Source organism: Aeromonas sp. FDAARGOS 1419 (genome assembly GCF_019047045.1).
Lineage (GTDB): Bacteria > Pseudomonadota > Gammaproteobacteria > Enterobacterales > Aeromonadaceae > Aeromonas > Aeromonas veronii.
The window spans coordinates 4434386-4447386 of sequence record NZ_CP077209.1 but is presented as its reverse complement, the minus strand read 5'-3'; the positions used below and the strand labels follow the sequence as shown (position 1 = coordinate 4447386).

At 61.0% G+C, this 13001-nt stretch carries 13 protein-coding genes; 8 read left to right on the top strand and 5 right to left on the bottom strand.

The genetic code is table 11. The features are described from left to right. The first annotated feature begins 56 nt into the window (after positions 1-56). From I6L49_RS20340 to pepE, 5 genes are all read left to right on the top strand, one after another. Entirely contained in the window at positions 57-908 is an 852-nt protein-coding gene (locus tag I6L49_RS20340) for a hemin ABC transporter substrate-binding protein (protein WP_216950249.1), read from the top strand. Continuing rightward, complete coding sequence (locus tag I6L49_RS20335; RefSeq protein WP_005335261.1) at positions 905-1936, top strand: iron ABC transporter permease; 1032 nt, start codon at positions 905-907, stop codon at positions 1934-1936. The genes I6L49_RS20340 and I6L49_RS20335 overlap by 4 nt, the downstream gene beginning before the upstream one ends. A gap of 11 nt (positions 1937-1947) precedes the next feature. After that, on the top strand, positions 1948-2760 hold the full coding sequence (locus I6L49_RS20330; protein WP_216950248.1) for a heme ABC transporter ATP-binding protein: 813 nt from the start codon (positions 1948-1950) through the stop codon (positions 2758-2760). A 230-nt stretch (positions 2761-2990) separates the two neighbouring features. Then, entirely contained in the window at positions 2991-4352 is a 1362-nt protein-coding gene (locus tag I6L49_RS20325) for an endonuclease/exonuclease/phosphatase family protein (protein WP_216950247.1), read from the top strand. Positions 4353-4597: 245 nt separating this feature from the next. After that, on the top strand, positions 4598-5335 hold the full coding sequence (pepE, locus tag I6L49_RS20320) for a dipeptidase PepE (RefSeq protein ID WP_216950246.1): 738 nt from the start codon (positions 4598-4600) through the stop codon (positions 5333-5335). Positions 5336-5455: 120 nt separating this feature from the next. Here pepE and I6L49_RS20315 read toward each other — a convergent pair whose 3' ends face one another. The 3 genes from I6L49_RS20315 to dnaB form a co-directional block, all read right to left on the bottom strand. Further along, positions 5456-5875, bottom strand: coding sequence for a secondary thiamine-phosphate synthase enzyme YjbQ (locus I6L49_RS20315; protein ID WP_216950245.1), 420 nt, complete (start codon positions 5873-5875; stop codon positions 5456-5458). Then, positions 5875-6948 (bottom strand): alanine racemase, encoded by a 1074-nt coding sequence (alr, locus tag I6L49_RS20310; protein ID WP_216950244.1) that lies wholly within the window; start codon positions 6946-6948, stop codon positions 5875-5877. Before alr ends, I6L49_RS20315 begins: the two co-directional genes overlap by 1 nt. A 191-nt stretch (positions 6949-7139) precedes the next feature. Beyond that, positions 7140-8534 carry a replicative DNA helicase gene (dnaB, locus tag I6L49_RS20305; protein WP_041210543.1) on the bottom strand — a complete coding sequence of 465 codons (1395 nt, stop codon included), beginning with the start codon at positions 8532-8534 and terminating at the stop codon, positions 7140-7142. A 363-nt stretch (positions 8535-8897) separates the two neighbouring features. Here dnaB and I6L49_RS20300 point away from each other — a divergent pair, with 363 nt between their 5' ends. After that, a complete protein-coding gene (locus I6L49_RS20300; RefSeq protein WP_019446894.1) occupies positions 8898-9758 on the top strand; it encodes a Tim44 domain-containing protein in 861 nt (286 codons plus the stop codon). 426 nt (positions 9759-10184) lie between these two features. Here the strand turns inward: I6L49_RS20300 and slyD are convergent, their stop codons facing one another. Continuing rightward, positions 10185-10856, bottom strand: a complete 672-nt coding sequence (gene slyD, locus I6L49_RS20295) for a peptidylprolyl isomerase (RefSeq protein WP_005335286.1) — start codon at positions 10854-10856, stop codon at positions 10185-10187. Between the two features lie 143 nt (positions 10857-10999). Further along, positions 11000-11203, bottom strand: a complete 204-nt coding sequence (locus I6L49_RS20290) for a YheV family putative zinc ribbon protein (protein ID WP_005335287.1) — start codon at positions 11201-11203, stop codon at positions 11000-11002. A 39-nt stretch (positions 11204-11242) separates the two neighbouring features. On the opposite strand from I6L49_RS20290, the gene I6L49_RS20285 reads away from it, so the two are divergent. Both I6L49_RS20285 and I6L49_RS20280 read left to right on the top strand, forming a co-directional pair. Continuing rightward, positions 11243-11902: a hypothetical protein gene (locus I6L49_RS20285; RefSeq protein ID WP_216950243.1), complete on the top strand. Its 660-nt coding sequence runs from the start codon at positions 11243-11245 to the stop codon at positions 11900-11902. 152 nt (positions 11903-12054) lie between these two features. Then, the gene (locus tag I6L49_RS20280) at positions 12055-12954 is read left to right on the top strand and encodes a chemotaxis protein (RefSeq protein WP_204380156.1); all 900 of its coding nucleotides are present in this window, start codon (positions 12055-12057) and stop codon (positions 12952-12954) included. Positions 12955-13001: the final 47 nt, after the last annotated feature.

Here is a 13001-nt window from a genome sequence, read left to right as displayed (position 1 = left end):
AAAGCCTTGATATTCTCGGCGGCACACCCGTTTAATTCACCCCTTCGGAGGTTAGCATGGGCCGTCGTCTTGCCCTCGCCATCACCCTGCTCTGCAGTTCACTCTCTCCCTTCTCTGCCGTTGCCGCCGACGGACAGAAAGAGCGTATCGTCAGTATCGGCCCGGCCACCACAGAACTCATTCTGGCCCTTGGCGGTGAATCGAGCCTGATCGCCACCGATGTCAGCAGTTCCTTGCCAAAAGGGCTGCCCAAGGTGGGTTATCACCGGGCGCTGGCCGCCGAAGGGATCCTGAGCCTCTCCCCCACCCGACTGGTGGGCAGCGACGAGATGGGCCCGGCCCCGACCCTGGATCAGCTGCGTCGTGCCGGGGTCAAGGTGGAGGTGCTGGATACCGCGCCGACTCTCGCCAACCTCAACCAGCGCATCGACACCCTCTCCAGCCTGCTGGGCGATAAAGCAGCTGGCGATCGCCTGAAGGCAGAGATCCTGGCCCAGACCGCTCAGCTGGCAGCGCAAGCCAAACAGAACAAACCGCTCAAGGTCGCCTTCCTGCTGCTGCACAAGGGGCAACCCACCAGCATCGCCGGAGGGGACACCACCGCCAGCGCGCTGATCTCGCTGGCAGGCGGCATCAATCCGGTCGCCGAGTTGCGCAACTACAAGCCGGTATCCGCCGAATCCCTCATCGAGATGCAGCCCGATCTGGTACTGATCAGCGGTCGTGACTGGCAGCAATATGCCGATCCGGCCAAGGTTCTGGCAGAAGTGCCCGCCCTGGCCGCCACCCCGGCTGGCAAGCGCAACGCCATTCACGCCATCGACGGCCACGCCCTGCAAGGGGGCCTGAGCCTCAACTCCCTGCAACAGGCGAACCAGATCGCCCAGTGGATCAAGCAGGGGTCATGATGCGGTTACCCCTCTCCTGGCTGCTGGCCTTCACCACGGCCGCACTGGCACTGTTGCTGCTCGGTTCGCTGGCAACCGGCCCCATGACCCTCACCCTGGGCGAGAGTCTGCGGGCGCTGTTTGCCGGGCAGGAGAGCGGGATTGAGTCACACAAGCTGCTGATCGTGCAGGAAATTCGCCTGCCGAGAACCCTGCTCTGCATCGCAGTGGGGGGGATCCTCGGGCTCTGTGGCGCCGTGATGCAGGGGCTGTTTCGCAACCCTCTGGCTGACCCCGGCATCATAGGTGTCTCCGGCGGTGCGGCACTCGGTGCGGCGCTCGCCATCGTGCTGCTGGCCCCCCTCGGCCAGCAGCTGCAAGCCACCATAGGGGTTGGTCTGCTGCCGCTGCTCGCCTTTCTCGGCGGCGCGCTCACCACCACCCTGGTTTATCTGCTCGGCACCCGTGAGGGCGGCACCTCGGTCACCGTCATGCTGCTGGCCGGGGTCGCCATCACGGCGCTCTCCGGCGCGGTGATCGGCCTGCTCACCTATCTGGCGGACGATCAGATGCTGCGCAACCTGAGCCTGTGGCAGATGGGAACGCTGGCGGCAGGCAAACCGGCCGATGTGGCGCTGGCCCTGCTCACCCTGGCGGCCCTGCTGTGGCTCTTTATGCGCGATGCCAATCCCCTCAATGCCCTGCTGCTGGGTGAAGGGGAGGCTCGTCATCTGGGGGTCAATGTGCAATCCCTCAAACGTCGTCTGATTCTGCTCACCGCCGCGGGCGTCGGGGTGGCGGTGGCGGTATCGGGGATGATCGGCTTCGTCGGGCTGGTGGTGCCCCATCTGGTGCGCCTGCTGGCAGGCCCCAACCATGTCAGGTTGCTGCCGCTCTCGGCCCTGCTTGGCGCCGCCCTGCTGCTCGCGGCCGACATGCTGGCGCGCACCCTGCTGGCCCCGGCCGAACTGCCGGTGGGCATCATCACCGCCCTGCTCGGCGCCCCCTTCTTCATCTGGCTGCTGGTAAAAGGCCGCCGCGCCCTGTGATACGGACTGTTATGCAACCACTCTCATCCTCACTCTCCTCCCCCCTGTTGAGCTGTACCCGACTCAGCCTGCGCCGTGGCCAGCGCCAGATCCTGGATGGGTTCAATCTCGACCTCGAGAGCGGCACCCTGACCGCGCTGCTCGGCCCCAACGGGGCGGGCAAGAGCTCGCTGCTCAAGTGCCTGACCGGCGAGCTGGAATATGAAGGCTCCATCACCCTGTTTGGCGCGGATCGCCAGCAGTGGGACAGCAGCCAGCTTGCCCACCGGCTCGGGGTATTGCCGCAAAGCTCATCCCTCAACTTCCCCTTTCTCTGCGAGGAAGTAGTCGCCATGGGGCGCTTGCCCCACAGTGAACCGGCGGCGCGGCGTGACGAGATAGTGGCGGCGGCCATGACCCATGCCGGGGTCGAGCATCTGGCCAAACGGCTCTATCCCGGGCTCTCTGGCGGCGAGCGGCAGCGGGTGCAGTTTGCCCGGGTGCTGGCGCAGATCTGGCAGGCCCCCTCCCCGACCGAGCAAGCCGAGCAACCCCGCCTGCTGCTGCTCGACGAACCCACCTCGGCGCTGGATCTGAAATACCAGCATCAGCTGCTCACCATGGCGCGCGCCCTGGCCAGCCGCAATACAGCTGTGCTGGTGGTGCTGCACGACCTCAATCTGGCGGCGCGCTATGCCGATCGGCTGGTGATGCTGGAGCGGGGCAAGCTGATGGCCGATGGCACACCTGCCGAGGTGCTCACCCCTGAGCTCATCGCCCGTCTCTATGACTATCCGGCACAGGTGATCCACCATCCCGAGAGCGGCCTGCCGATGGTGGTGTGACAAATTCAGAGTGCGGTAACGGCAGGAAGTGCGCCATTCATCCCGGAAACTGCAGCGTATAAACCGGTTTTTCACACCCCATATCGCCCTGCTAACATTCATCATCGCCAGATATGTGGTGTGAATATCCTCACACTTTGCTCAGGCAAAACCCCCGCAGCATCGCCGTCTACTTATAATGGCGCCGCCTCACAGAAGGCATAACTAATTGATGCTACGGAACAATTACAATGAAAGATATCAACAAGACCCTACTAGCCGCCGCCATATCCCTCGGGATGCTGGCAGGCTGCAACAGCGACAACGACTCAAAAGCAGCTGATCCCATGGTTCGTTTTGCCACCTTCAACCTCTCTTTTGACCGCACTGCCGCCGGTATGCTGACCGGTGAGCTGGCCTTGACCCGCACCGAGCAGGATGCCCTGCTGGCCCGCCTCGCCGAAGGGAGCCTGAGCGGCGCCACTGAAACCAAAGCCAAGAACGTGCAGCAGATCCGCAACGTGGCGGAGATCATCCAGCGCACCCGTCCGGATGTGTTCCTGCTCAACGAGTTCGACAACGACGGCAAAGGCGAGAGCACCGCCGATCTGAAAGCCTTCAACGACAACTATCTGGCCCACGCCCAGCACGCCGAAGTGACGGCTATCAGCTATCCGGTGATGCAGAACTTCGCCACCAACACCGGCCTGATGAGTGGTTATGACCTCAATCTGGATGGCAAGGTCAACAGCGGCCCCGACGATGCCTGGGGCTTTGGCAACTATCACGGCCAGTACGCCTTTGCGGTGATGTCCAAATATCCCATTGACACCAAGCAGATCCGCACCTTCCAGAACTTCAAGTGGAAGGATATGCCGGGCGAGCAGAACCCCATCATCGATGACTGCAACAATCCCAAGGTCAAGATCCCGGCCAGCCGCCAGTGTGGTGATGCCTGGTATTCAGACGCAGCCTGGCAGCAGTACCCGCTCTCCTCCAAGAACCACGCCGATGTGCCGGTACGGATCAAGACCGAGAAAGGGGAAGAGGTGATCCACTTCCTGATCTCCCACCCGACCCCGCCGATCTTTGCCAACGCGGCGCGTCACACCGTCAAGCACAACCGCGCCGAGATCGCCTTCTGGAATGATTACGTCAAGGGTCTCAACTACATGACCGATGACAAGGGCACCAAGGGTGGGCTGGCCAAAAACGCCAAGTTCGTTATCGCGGGTGATCTCAACGCCGATCCGCTCACCGGTGACGGTGACCTGACCGCCATTCAGGATCTCCTTAACAACCCGCTGATGAATCAGGCCATCACCAATGGCACCCTGATCCCGGTCAGCGAAGGGGGCCCGGAGTGTGTCAGCAAGGGGGCCGACTGCAAACGCAACCTCACTCGCCCCAACCCGGAACGCATCACCAACTCCAGCGTGCTGCAGCTGGATCACGTCATCCCCTCCGCCAACCTCAACGCGGTCAAGAGCGGCGTCTTCTGGCCTGCCAGCTTCGAGGCCGGTTATCACCTGGTCTATGACGCGAAACTCGGCATCGCCAAGGGAGTCAGTTCGGATCACCGCATGGTATGGGTCGATCTCAAACTCGACTAACTCTGCCATGACCCCGCTGCGGTGGGGTCTTTTATTGGCGATGGGTGGCGAGCTGAACACTGCTCGTTAATCCACCGCCCTGCCATTGGATTATCCATCCATAACGCCTCCATGGCCTTTGAATGGGCCTCGCGATCACAGAACCGCCGCGCCAATGGTGGTAGCATGCCTCCTCTTGCCATCCGGCCGCACGGCGGATACGGTGGCCCTCCCTCCTCCGCTTTCACTTTTTGAGGACGTATCTGATGGAACTGCTTCTACTAAGCAATGGTAAAGCCAACGAATTTCCGGGTCTGCTCGGCTGGGCCCGCGATCGGGTTCAAAGCCTGCTCGCGCGCAAACAGGTCAAGCGCATCCTGCTCATCCCCTACGCGGTGATCCGCAGCGACTGGGATGCCCGCGCCAACGAACTTACCGAGAGCCTCGGGATCGAGACCATCAGCATTCACCACTTCGATGATCCGGTCGCGGCCGTCAATCAGGCCGACGCCATCTTTATCAGTGGCGGCAACACCTGGCGCCTCAACCAGATGCTGCATGAAAACGGCCTGATCGTGCCGATCCAGCGTGCAGTGCGCGAACGGGGCGTCCCCTATGTGGGCTGGAGCGCCGGTTGCAACGTGGCGACCCCGAGCATCCGCACCACCAACGACATGCCGGTCTGCAACGCCGCCGTGCTGCCCGCGCTGGGCCTGTTCCCGCTGCAGATCAACCCGCACTATCTGGACGCCAGCATCAGCGGCCACATGGGCGAGACCCGCGACGAGCGTCTGGCCGAGTTCTGCGCCATCAACCCGAGCGAGCACGTAGTGGCCCTGCGCGAAGCGAGTCTGCTGCAAATCACCGGAGAAAACGGCAGCGAGCGTCTGGAGTACTGGAGCGCCCGCGAGCAGGACTTCAAGATCTTCAAACACGGTCAGGAGCCACAAGCCTTTATGGACGCCGCCCCGCTGGCCGAACTGACCCCCTTCAAGGTCGGCTGAGCCACGCAGAGCGCCGTGCCACTTGCCAGCGGATAGCTCGCGAAAGCGCAAAAACAAAAGAGGGATGGCTCAATGCCATCCCTCTTTTTTATCGTCATCTTGCAGCTGGTTGCAGGCTGATTACTCACCCTGCAGGGTCACCAGCACCTTGCGGGCGCCGCCATCGACGCGATGTTCGCCAAGCCAGATCCCCTGCCAGGTGCCGAGCGCCAGCTGACCATCGCGAACTGGCAGCAGCAGGCTCACCCCGAGCAGGGAGGATTTGATGTGGGCGGGCATGTCATCCGCCCCCTCATAAGTGTGGCGATAGTAGGGGGCATCCTCCGGCGCCAGCCGGTGCAGATGGGCCTCCATATCGCTGCGCACGCTGGGGTCGCAGTTCTCATTGAGAGTGAGCGAGGCAGAGGTGTGTTGCAGCAGCAGGTGCGCCATGCCAATCCGGTAATCCGCCAGCATCGGCAGCTTGGCCACCAGCTCGTCCGTCACCAGATGAAAGCCCCTCGAACGGGGCTTCAACGTCAGCAGGCACTGCTGCCACATCAGACGTACTCCATAAAGACGCGGGAGGTGAGTTTGGTGATGAGTTCGTAGGGGATGGTGCCAATCTCGTCTGCCACCCGCTCCACCGGCAACCCCTCGCCCCACAGCACCGCTTCGTCGCCGGGCTTGTCGGTCGCGCCCGGGCCCAGATCGACCGTGCTCATATCCATGGAGACACGCCCCACCAGCGGCACAATGCGGCCGTTGATCAGCACGGAAGTGCCATTGGGCGCCATGCGCGGATAACCGTCACCGTAGCCGATGGCGATCACGCCGAGCCGAGTATCGCGATCCGACACCCAGTTGGCGCCATAGCCCACCGGCTCGCCCGCCTTGTGATCCCGCACCGCAATCAGCTGGGTCTTCAAGGTCATCACCGGCTGCAGGTCATAATCGGCCGCTACCGTGTTGGGGAAGGGCGACACGCCATAGAGGATGACACCGGGGCGAACCCAGTCGCAGTGGGAGTCTGGCCAGGCCAGAATGCCCGCCGAGTTGGCCATGGCCCGCTCGCCCGCCAGCGGTGCGGTCAACTTGCTGAACAAGTCGATCTGCTCGCGGGTAGTGGGCTGCTCCAGCTCATCGGAGCGGCTGAAGTGGGTCATGATGTTGAACGGCTGCACCACGTTCTTGCACTTGCCGAGTCGTTCGATAAAGGCGGGCATCTCGTCGGCCCGCACCCCGAGGCGATGCATGCCGGTGTCGAGCTTGAGCCAGGCCACCACGGGCGCTGGCAGCTCGACCTGCTCCAGCGCTTCGAGCTGCTCCCAGGTGTGAACCGCCGTCTGCAGATTGTTGGCCGCCAGCACCGGCAGATCATCGGCAGAGAAGAAGCCCTCCAGCAGCACTATGGGCTTGACCACGGCGCAGGAGCGCAGCATCAGCGCCTCTTCGATACGGGCCACCGCGTAGGCATCCGCATCCACCAAGGTGCGGGCGACCGGCAGCAGTCCGTGGCCATAGGCGTTGGCCTTGACCACAGCGATGATCTTGCAAGCGGGAGCGTGGTGCTTGACCACGGCGAGGTTGTGGCGCAAGGCCGCAGTGTTGATTTGGGCAGTAGCCGCTTTCATGGTTTTCCCTTACGAGGGCACAAATGGTCTCCCCCTCATCGGGCAGAAGACCGCCACTCACTTATCGTCGTCGAAGGCCGGACCGGCATAATTGTCGAACCGGGAAAACAGGCCCTGAGCGGCAGCCAATGACTGGCTATCGATCAGGGCAGTCGTGGTAATGACGAAATCGCCATCACCTTGGGTTTACATCAATAATCGTCGTCAAACGCCGGGCCGGCGTAGTTGTCGAACCGGGAGAACTGACCCTGGAAGGTGAGACGCACCCGGCCGATGGGGCCGTTACGCTGCTTGCCGATGATGATCTCGGCAATCCCCTTGTCAGGGCTGTCATCGTGATAAACCTCATCACGATAGATAAACATGATCAAGTCCGCATCCTGCTCGATGGAGCCCGATTCACGAAGGTCAGAGTTGACCGGACGCTTGTCGGCCCGCTGTTCCAGACTTCGGTTGAGCTGGGAGAGCGCCACCACCGGACACTGCAGCTCTTTGGCCAGCGCCTTGAGGGAGCGGGAGATTTCACCGATCTCCAGAGTCCGGTTGTCGGAAAGGCTGGGCACCCGCATCAGCTGCAGGTAGTCCACCATGATCATGCTGATGCCGCCGTTGTCCCGTGCCACCCGCCGGGCGCGCGAGCGCACTTCGGTCGGGGTCAGGCCGGAGGAGTCATCGATATACATCTTGCCCTTCTCGAGCAGCAATCCCATGGTGGAGGAGAGACGGGCCCAATCCTCGTCGTCGAGCTGACCGGTACGCACCTTGGTCTGGTCGATACGCCCCACCGAGGCGAGCATACGCATGATGATCTGCTCGGAGGGCATCTCCAGCGAGAAGATAAGCACCGGCTTGTCGGCGGTGAGGGCCGCATGCTCGCACAGGTTCATGGCAAAGGTGGTCTTGCCCATGGAGGGACGGGCGGCGACGATGACCAGATCCGAGCGCTGCAAACCGGCGGTCATCTTATCCAGATCGTTGTAGCCCGAGGAGACACCGGTCACCCCGTTGTGCGGGGTCTTGAACAGCTCTTCAATCTTGTCGACGGTCTGCTCGAGGATCAGCTTGAGCGGCTGGGGGCCTTCGTTGGCGCTGGTGCGCTGCTCGGCGATCTGGAATACCTTGCTCTCGGCCAGATCGAGCAGATCGTTGGAGGTACGGCCCTGCGGCTCGTAGCCCGCTTCGACGATCTCGTTGGCGACCGAGATCATCTCCCGCACTACCGCCCGCTCGCGCACGATTTCGGCGTAGGCGTTGATGTTGGCGGCACTCGGGGTGTTCTTGGCGATCTCCACCAGATAGGCGAAGCCACCTGCCTCCTCCAGCTGTTCGGAGCGCTCCAGCTCCTCCTGCAGGGTGATGAGGTCGATGGGGTTGCCCGCGTTGGAGAGGCGGGTCATGGCCTGGAAGATCAACCGGTGCGGACGGCTGTAGAAATCCTTGTCGATCACCCGTTCGGCGACCCGATCCCAGGCGTCGTTATCCAGCATCAGGCCGCCCAGTACGGACTGTTCGGCCTCAAAAGAGTGGGGAGGAACTTTCAGCTGTTGTGTCTTGGCGTCTTTTTTCGCCGTCACTTGCTCTGCCATACACATAAAAACCGCAGCGGGAAGGGGACGGGAATTTTACAAAAGAAAGCCAACTACGGCGAGCCCTATCTGGCGGCTCATACCATCATAAAGGGCCAAACCAGAGTCTGCTCTACCTTGACCATTTTGATTTTGCTTCGCATTTTGCGCTCCTTGCGACTCAATCTTCTGCTTTTCATCCGGTTTACTCCTCTTGTTTGACGCCGTATCGCGGCTACCTCGTTCATGAATAATTCATGCCAGAGGTGATATTGATGAATACAAGCTGCGACACAATTAGGGACAGGCAGCCTGCCATGCGCCTTGCTGAGCTTGCCAAAGCGGAGCATGCCCCACCCACAGACGAGAGTGAAAAGAGTCAAAATGAAAAAGATGCTGACCCTGTTTGCCGTGATCCTGGCCATTGGCCTGGGGGCACCTCACGCCGAAGCCAAGAAATTTGGCGGCGGCAAATCCTTTGGTAAAAGTTACAAAACTGCGCCGGCCCAGCCTGCGGCCAAACCGGTCGACAACAAGAATCCGACACTGAATGCCCAGACTCCGCCGAAAAAGAGCGGCATGATGGGCGGCCTGCTGGGCGGCCTGCTGGCCGGTGGCCTGTTTGCCTACCTGCTGGGCAGCGGTGCCTTTGAAGGTCTGCAAGGAATGGACTTCCTGCTGATCGCCCTGCTGGCGCTGGGTGCCGTCTTCCTGATCCGTACCCTGCGCAAGGGCAAGGTCGCGACGCCACAGCCACAACAGGCGGCCTATGCGGGCTATCAGCCACCGCAATCCGCGGCCCCGCAGCAGTTTGAGCAGAGCAACAGCGCACCGCAAGCCACCGGCTTTGCCGACAGCGATGTGCCGTTCCGCCTGCCGCCGGGCTTTGACATGAACAGCTTCCTGGCCGGTGCCCGCGATCACTATCGCACCCTGCAAGAGGCGTGGAACAAAAACGATCTGGAAAAGGTGCGCGAGTACGTCAGCACCGAGCTATTTGAGCAGCTCAAAGCCGAGCGCGCCGAACTGACTGGCGACCAGCACACCGAAGTGATGTACGTCGATACCCAGCTGGTACGTGCTGACTATGGCAGTGACTGGGCTCAGGTGAGCGTGCGCTTCAGCGGCCGCTACATGGACCGTCAGGAGCAGGTCGAAGAAGACATCAAAGAGGTGTGGCACCTCGAGCGCGATCTGGCCAAGAACAATGCCCCTTGGCATATCGTCGGTATCGAGCAGCTGTAAGGCTTCGAGCCTATCAGTTAGTCACTAGGCAATAGCCAGTCAGTTAAGCCTGACTGGCTATTTTTTTATGGGGCACAACGAGACCAAATAGAGACTGACGCTGGCTCGTTATAGCTGTTGGAATATGAAGTAACTTGGTCATATTGTGCTGATGAAGACACCGATTTGATGACTCGTTTGCAGATGGCGTTTGCGCTCCGCACAAAAGCCCCATCGCGGAACCGAGAGGGAATAACGCTGAGCATTAACCAAAAATAAGCGGCCCTGTTAGCTTGGGAAAAGCCGCGAGCCTATTTGACAGACATAAAAAATCCGAAGCCAGAACAACCGGCTTCGGATTTCATCATCCAAGGAGGAGCCATTAACGAGCATTAATTGCTCGGTATGACTCCTACGGCAGATTTCTTATCATCGGCATGGCCGTGATCAGTGGTGATGGCCCTTGCCACCACAACCGCCGCCACCGCAGCAGCCGCCGTGACCATGGTCGTCACCGTGATCGTGGCCATGATCGTGACCGTGGCCAGCACCGCCGCAGCAACCGCCCTGGCCATGCTCCTCATCGTGGTCGTGACCATGACCGCCACAGCAGCCGCCGTGATCGTGGTCATGACCGTGATCGTGACCGCATCCACCGGCACCGTGAACGTGGCCGTGAGCCAGCTCTTCGGCAGTGGCAGCACGCACATCCTTGATCTCGACCTTGAAGCCCAGAGTCACGCCAGCCAGCGGATGGTTGCCATCTACCTTGACGAACTCTTCGGACACTTCAACCACGGTCACCGGACGGTGGCCATCGTCGGTTTCAGCAACAAAAGTATCCCCTTCGGAGACTTCCATGCCGTCGAACAGCTCGCCCGGTACTTCTTGTACCAGTGTCTCGTCATATTCGCCGTAGGCCTGGCTCGGTGCCAGAGTCACTTCGAAGGCTTCACCTACCGCGCGACCTTCCAGCTCGGCTTCGAGGCCGGAAACCAGATAACGGGTGCCGTGCAGATAGACCAGCGGCTCTTTGCCGACAGTGCTGTCGATGACTTCACCGTGCTCGTCGGTGACTGTGTATTCCAGCGTAACCACGCTCAGAGGAGCTACTTTCATGTCAGGATCCTGCGGATAGAAAAAAACGGGCCCAGAATAACCTAAAAAGCGGGCCGCGCATATGCCGTACGGCGCCACGGAGTGACGAAAAAAACGGCAACAGCGTCAGCGAGGAGACCCGCATTCCACCCGCCGTTCCCTTATCAGGGGCGAAACACCCCGATCACCTCTTCCGCCTCGCGAGTCTGCTTGTCGACCTCGGCAGGCGTTTGTACCTGGGTATCGCCACAGGCGACGCAGGTCACCTTCTCGACTCCATGCTCCAGATACAGCATCATGTTGTCCAACTTGCCGCACGCCGGGCAAACTGCACCGGCAATGAAGCGCTTTTTACGTCTGGTTTCCATATTTGTTACCTCCAGGCAGCATCATATCAGGGTTTTTACATGCATCACGCCATCGAGTATCACCATTTTTCCTGCCAGGGCCTGCACGCCGGCAACCGCAAACGAACTCCGGTCGGGCAGCTGTTGCGGATCACCCGGGGCGCCGCGCTGCTGAGACTGGGCCAACATGAGCTGTTGCTGCCGGCAGGCAGCAGTTTCTGGCTCTGCGCCGATGCCCTCGCGGCCTTCAGCCCCCTAAGCGGTTGCGAGTACGATCAGCTGAGCGTCTCTTTGCGCGTGGCTCAGCCGCAGCAGGCAGGCTGGCTGCAGACCACCCCGCTGCTCGATGCCCTGCTCGACTCGCTGGCCCGGTGGCAACGTCCGAAAGAGTGGCAAGGCGCCTACGGCCAGCGACTGCAGGTGATCCTGGATGAGCTGCAACAGTGCGCCATCAGCGAGCAGGGTCACGGTGAGCTGCAAGCCTGCTGGCAAGCGCTGGCCAATGGCCAACCGGAGTCTCTGCAACAGTGGGCACAACAAGCCGATGCGCCGGTGGAAGGGAGTGAATTGCAACAAGAGTGGCAACTGCTGCAGGCGCTCAGATTGCTCAAGGGCGGCAGCAAACCCGCGCAGGTGGCCAGCAAGCTGGGTTATGCCGATGAGGCCGTATTGCAAGCTGCCTGCCAGCAGTGGGGCGTTGGCGAGGATGGCGATCAATAACCGGACGCCGATGGAATACGCCAACGAAATTGGCTGAATGAGTCCAGTTTTTTGCCAGATGGTCGTTAACAAGGAAGGGCCATTCCCCCCGTAATCCTTTATGCTAGAGGCCTGAAGTGACTGCCAACGTTTCGACCAACAGGACATCTGCCATGACGAGCAAAGCCAATCAATCCCAGGGCATGTTGCTGTTTCACCTTTCAGCCAAACAATCTTTTGCCATCGGTACCCTCAAGGTGAAGGAGATAGTGCCCTACACCCAGCTGACGGCAATGCCGCACTCGCACCCGACCGTATTGGGGGCTGCCAATATGCGCGGCTCCACCATTCCGGTGATCGACATGGCGATGGCAGTGGGCTATCGCCCCATCAGCAAGGAGGAGATGCCCCACTGCTTCATCATCATTACCGACTGCCGCCGTACCCTGGTGGGCTTTCTGGTACGGGGCATCGACAAGATCACCGAGTGCAACTGGCGCGATATCGAATCGCCCCCCGCCTCCCTCGGCCACAATGTCTTCGTAACCGGCGTGACCCGGGTCAATGACCAGCTGATCCAGCTGCTGGATGTGGAGCTGATCCTCTCCCGGGTCTATCCGGACGATCCGAGCCACCTCTATCCGGTACTGACCGATGTGCAGCGGGAGCGGATCAAGCCGATGCGGATCCTGCTGGTCGATGACTCTTCGGTCGCCCGCCGTCAGCTGATGGCTGCCCTCGACTACATCAATATCCCCTATGAGGTCTGCACCAATGGCAAGGATGCACTGACCCTGATGCAGGAGCGGGCGAGCCAGAAGACCCCGATCGACATTCTGGTGAGCGATATCGAGATGCCGGGGCTCGATGGCTATGAGCTGGCCTTCGAGGTGCAGAGCGACAGCAAACTGGCGGGGGCCTACATCATCCTGCACACCTCGCTCTCCAGCGAGATCAGTGTGGAGCGTGCCCATCAGGTGGGTGCTCATGAGGCGCTGACCAAGTTCGAGGCCAACGAGCTGATCCAGGCCATGCTGCGCGGCGCCGAACATCACGATCGCCTGCTGAAATAAGCCAATGACTGGCGGGAGGAACACGCCTCCCGTCCTCCTTATCTTCG

Bases quoted from the DNA above. Each gene is read 5' to 3' on its own strand.
- I6L49_RS20340 (WP_216950249.1), top strand. From the start codon at position 57: ATGGGCCGTCGTCTTGCCCTCGCCATCACCCTGCTCTGCAGTTCACTC.
- I6L49_RS20335 (WP_005335261.1), top strand. From the start codon at position 905: ATGATGCGGTTACCCCTCTCCTGGCTGCTGGCCTTCACCACGGCCGCA.
- I6L49_RS20330 (WP_216950248.1), top strand. From the start codon at position 1,948: ATGCAACCACTCTCATCCTCACTCTCCTCCCCCCTGTTGAGCTGTACC.
- I6L49_RS20325 (WP_216950247.1), top strand. From the start codon at position 2,991: ATGAAAGATATCAACAAGACCCTACTAGCCGCCGCCATATCCCTCGGG.
- pepE (WP_216950246.1), top strand. From the start codon at position 4,598: ATGGAACTGCTTCTACTAAGCAATGGTAAAGCCAACGAATTTCCGGGT.
- I6L49_RS20315 (WP_216950245.1), bottom strand. From the start codon at position 5,875: ATGTGGCAGCAGTGCCTGCTGACGTTGAAGCCCCGTTCGAGGGGCTTT.
- alr (WP_216950244.1), bottom strand. From the start codon at position 6,948: ATGAAAGCGGCTACTGCCCAAATCAACACTGCGGCCTTGCGCCACAAC.
- dnaB (WP_041210543.1), bottom strand. From the start codon at position 8,534: ATGGCAGAGCAAGTGACGGCGAAAAAAGACGCCAAGACACAACAGCTG.
- I6L49_RS20300 (WP_019446894.1), top strand. From the start codon at position 8,898: ATGAAAAAGATGCTGACCCTGTTTGCCGTGATCCTGGCCATTGGCCTG.
- slyD (WP_005335286.1), bottom strand. From the start codon at position 10,856: ATGAAAGTAGCTCCTCTGAGCGTGGTTACGCTGGAATACACAGTCACC.
- I6L49_RS20290 (WP_005335287.1), bottom strand. From the start codon at position 11,203: ATGGAAACCAGACGTAAAAAGCGCTTCATTGCCGGTGCAGTTTGCCCG.
- I6L49_RS20285 (WP_216950243.1), top strand. From the start codon at position 11,243: ATGCATCACGCCATCGAGTATCACCATTTTTCCTGCCAGGGCCTGCAC.
- I6L49_RS20280 (WP_204380156.1), top strand. From the start codon at position 12,055: ATGACGAGCAAAGCCAATCAATCCCAGGGCATGTTGCTGTTTCACCTT.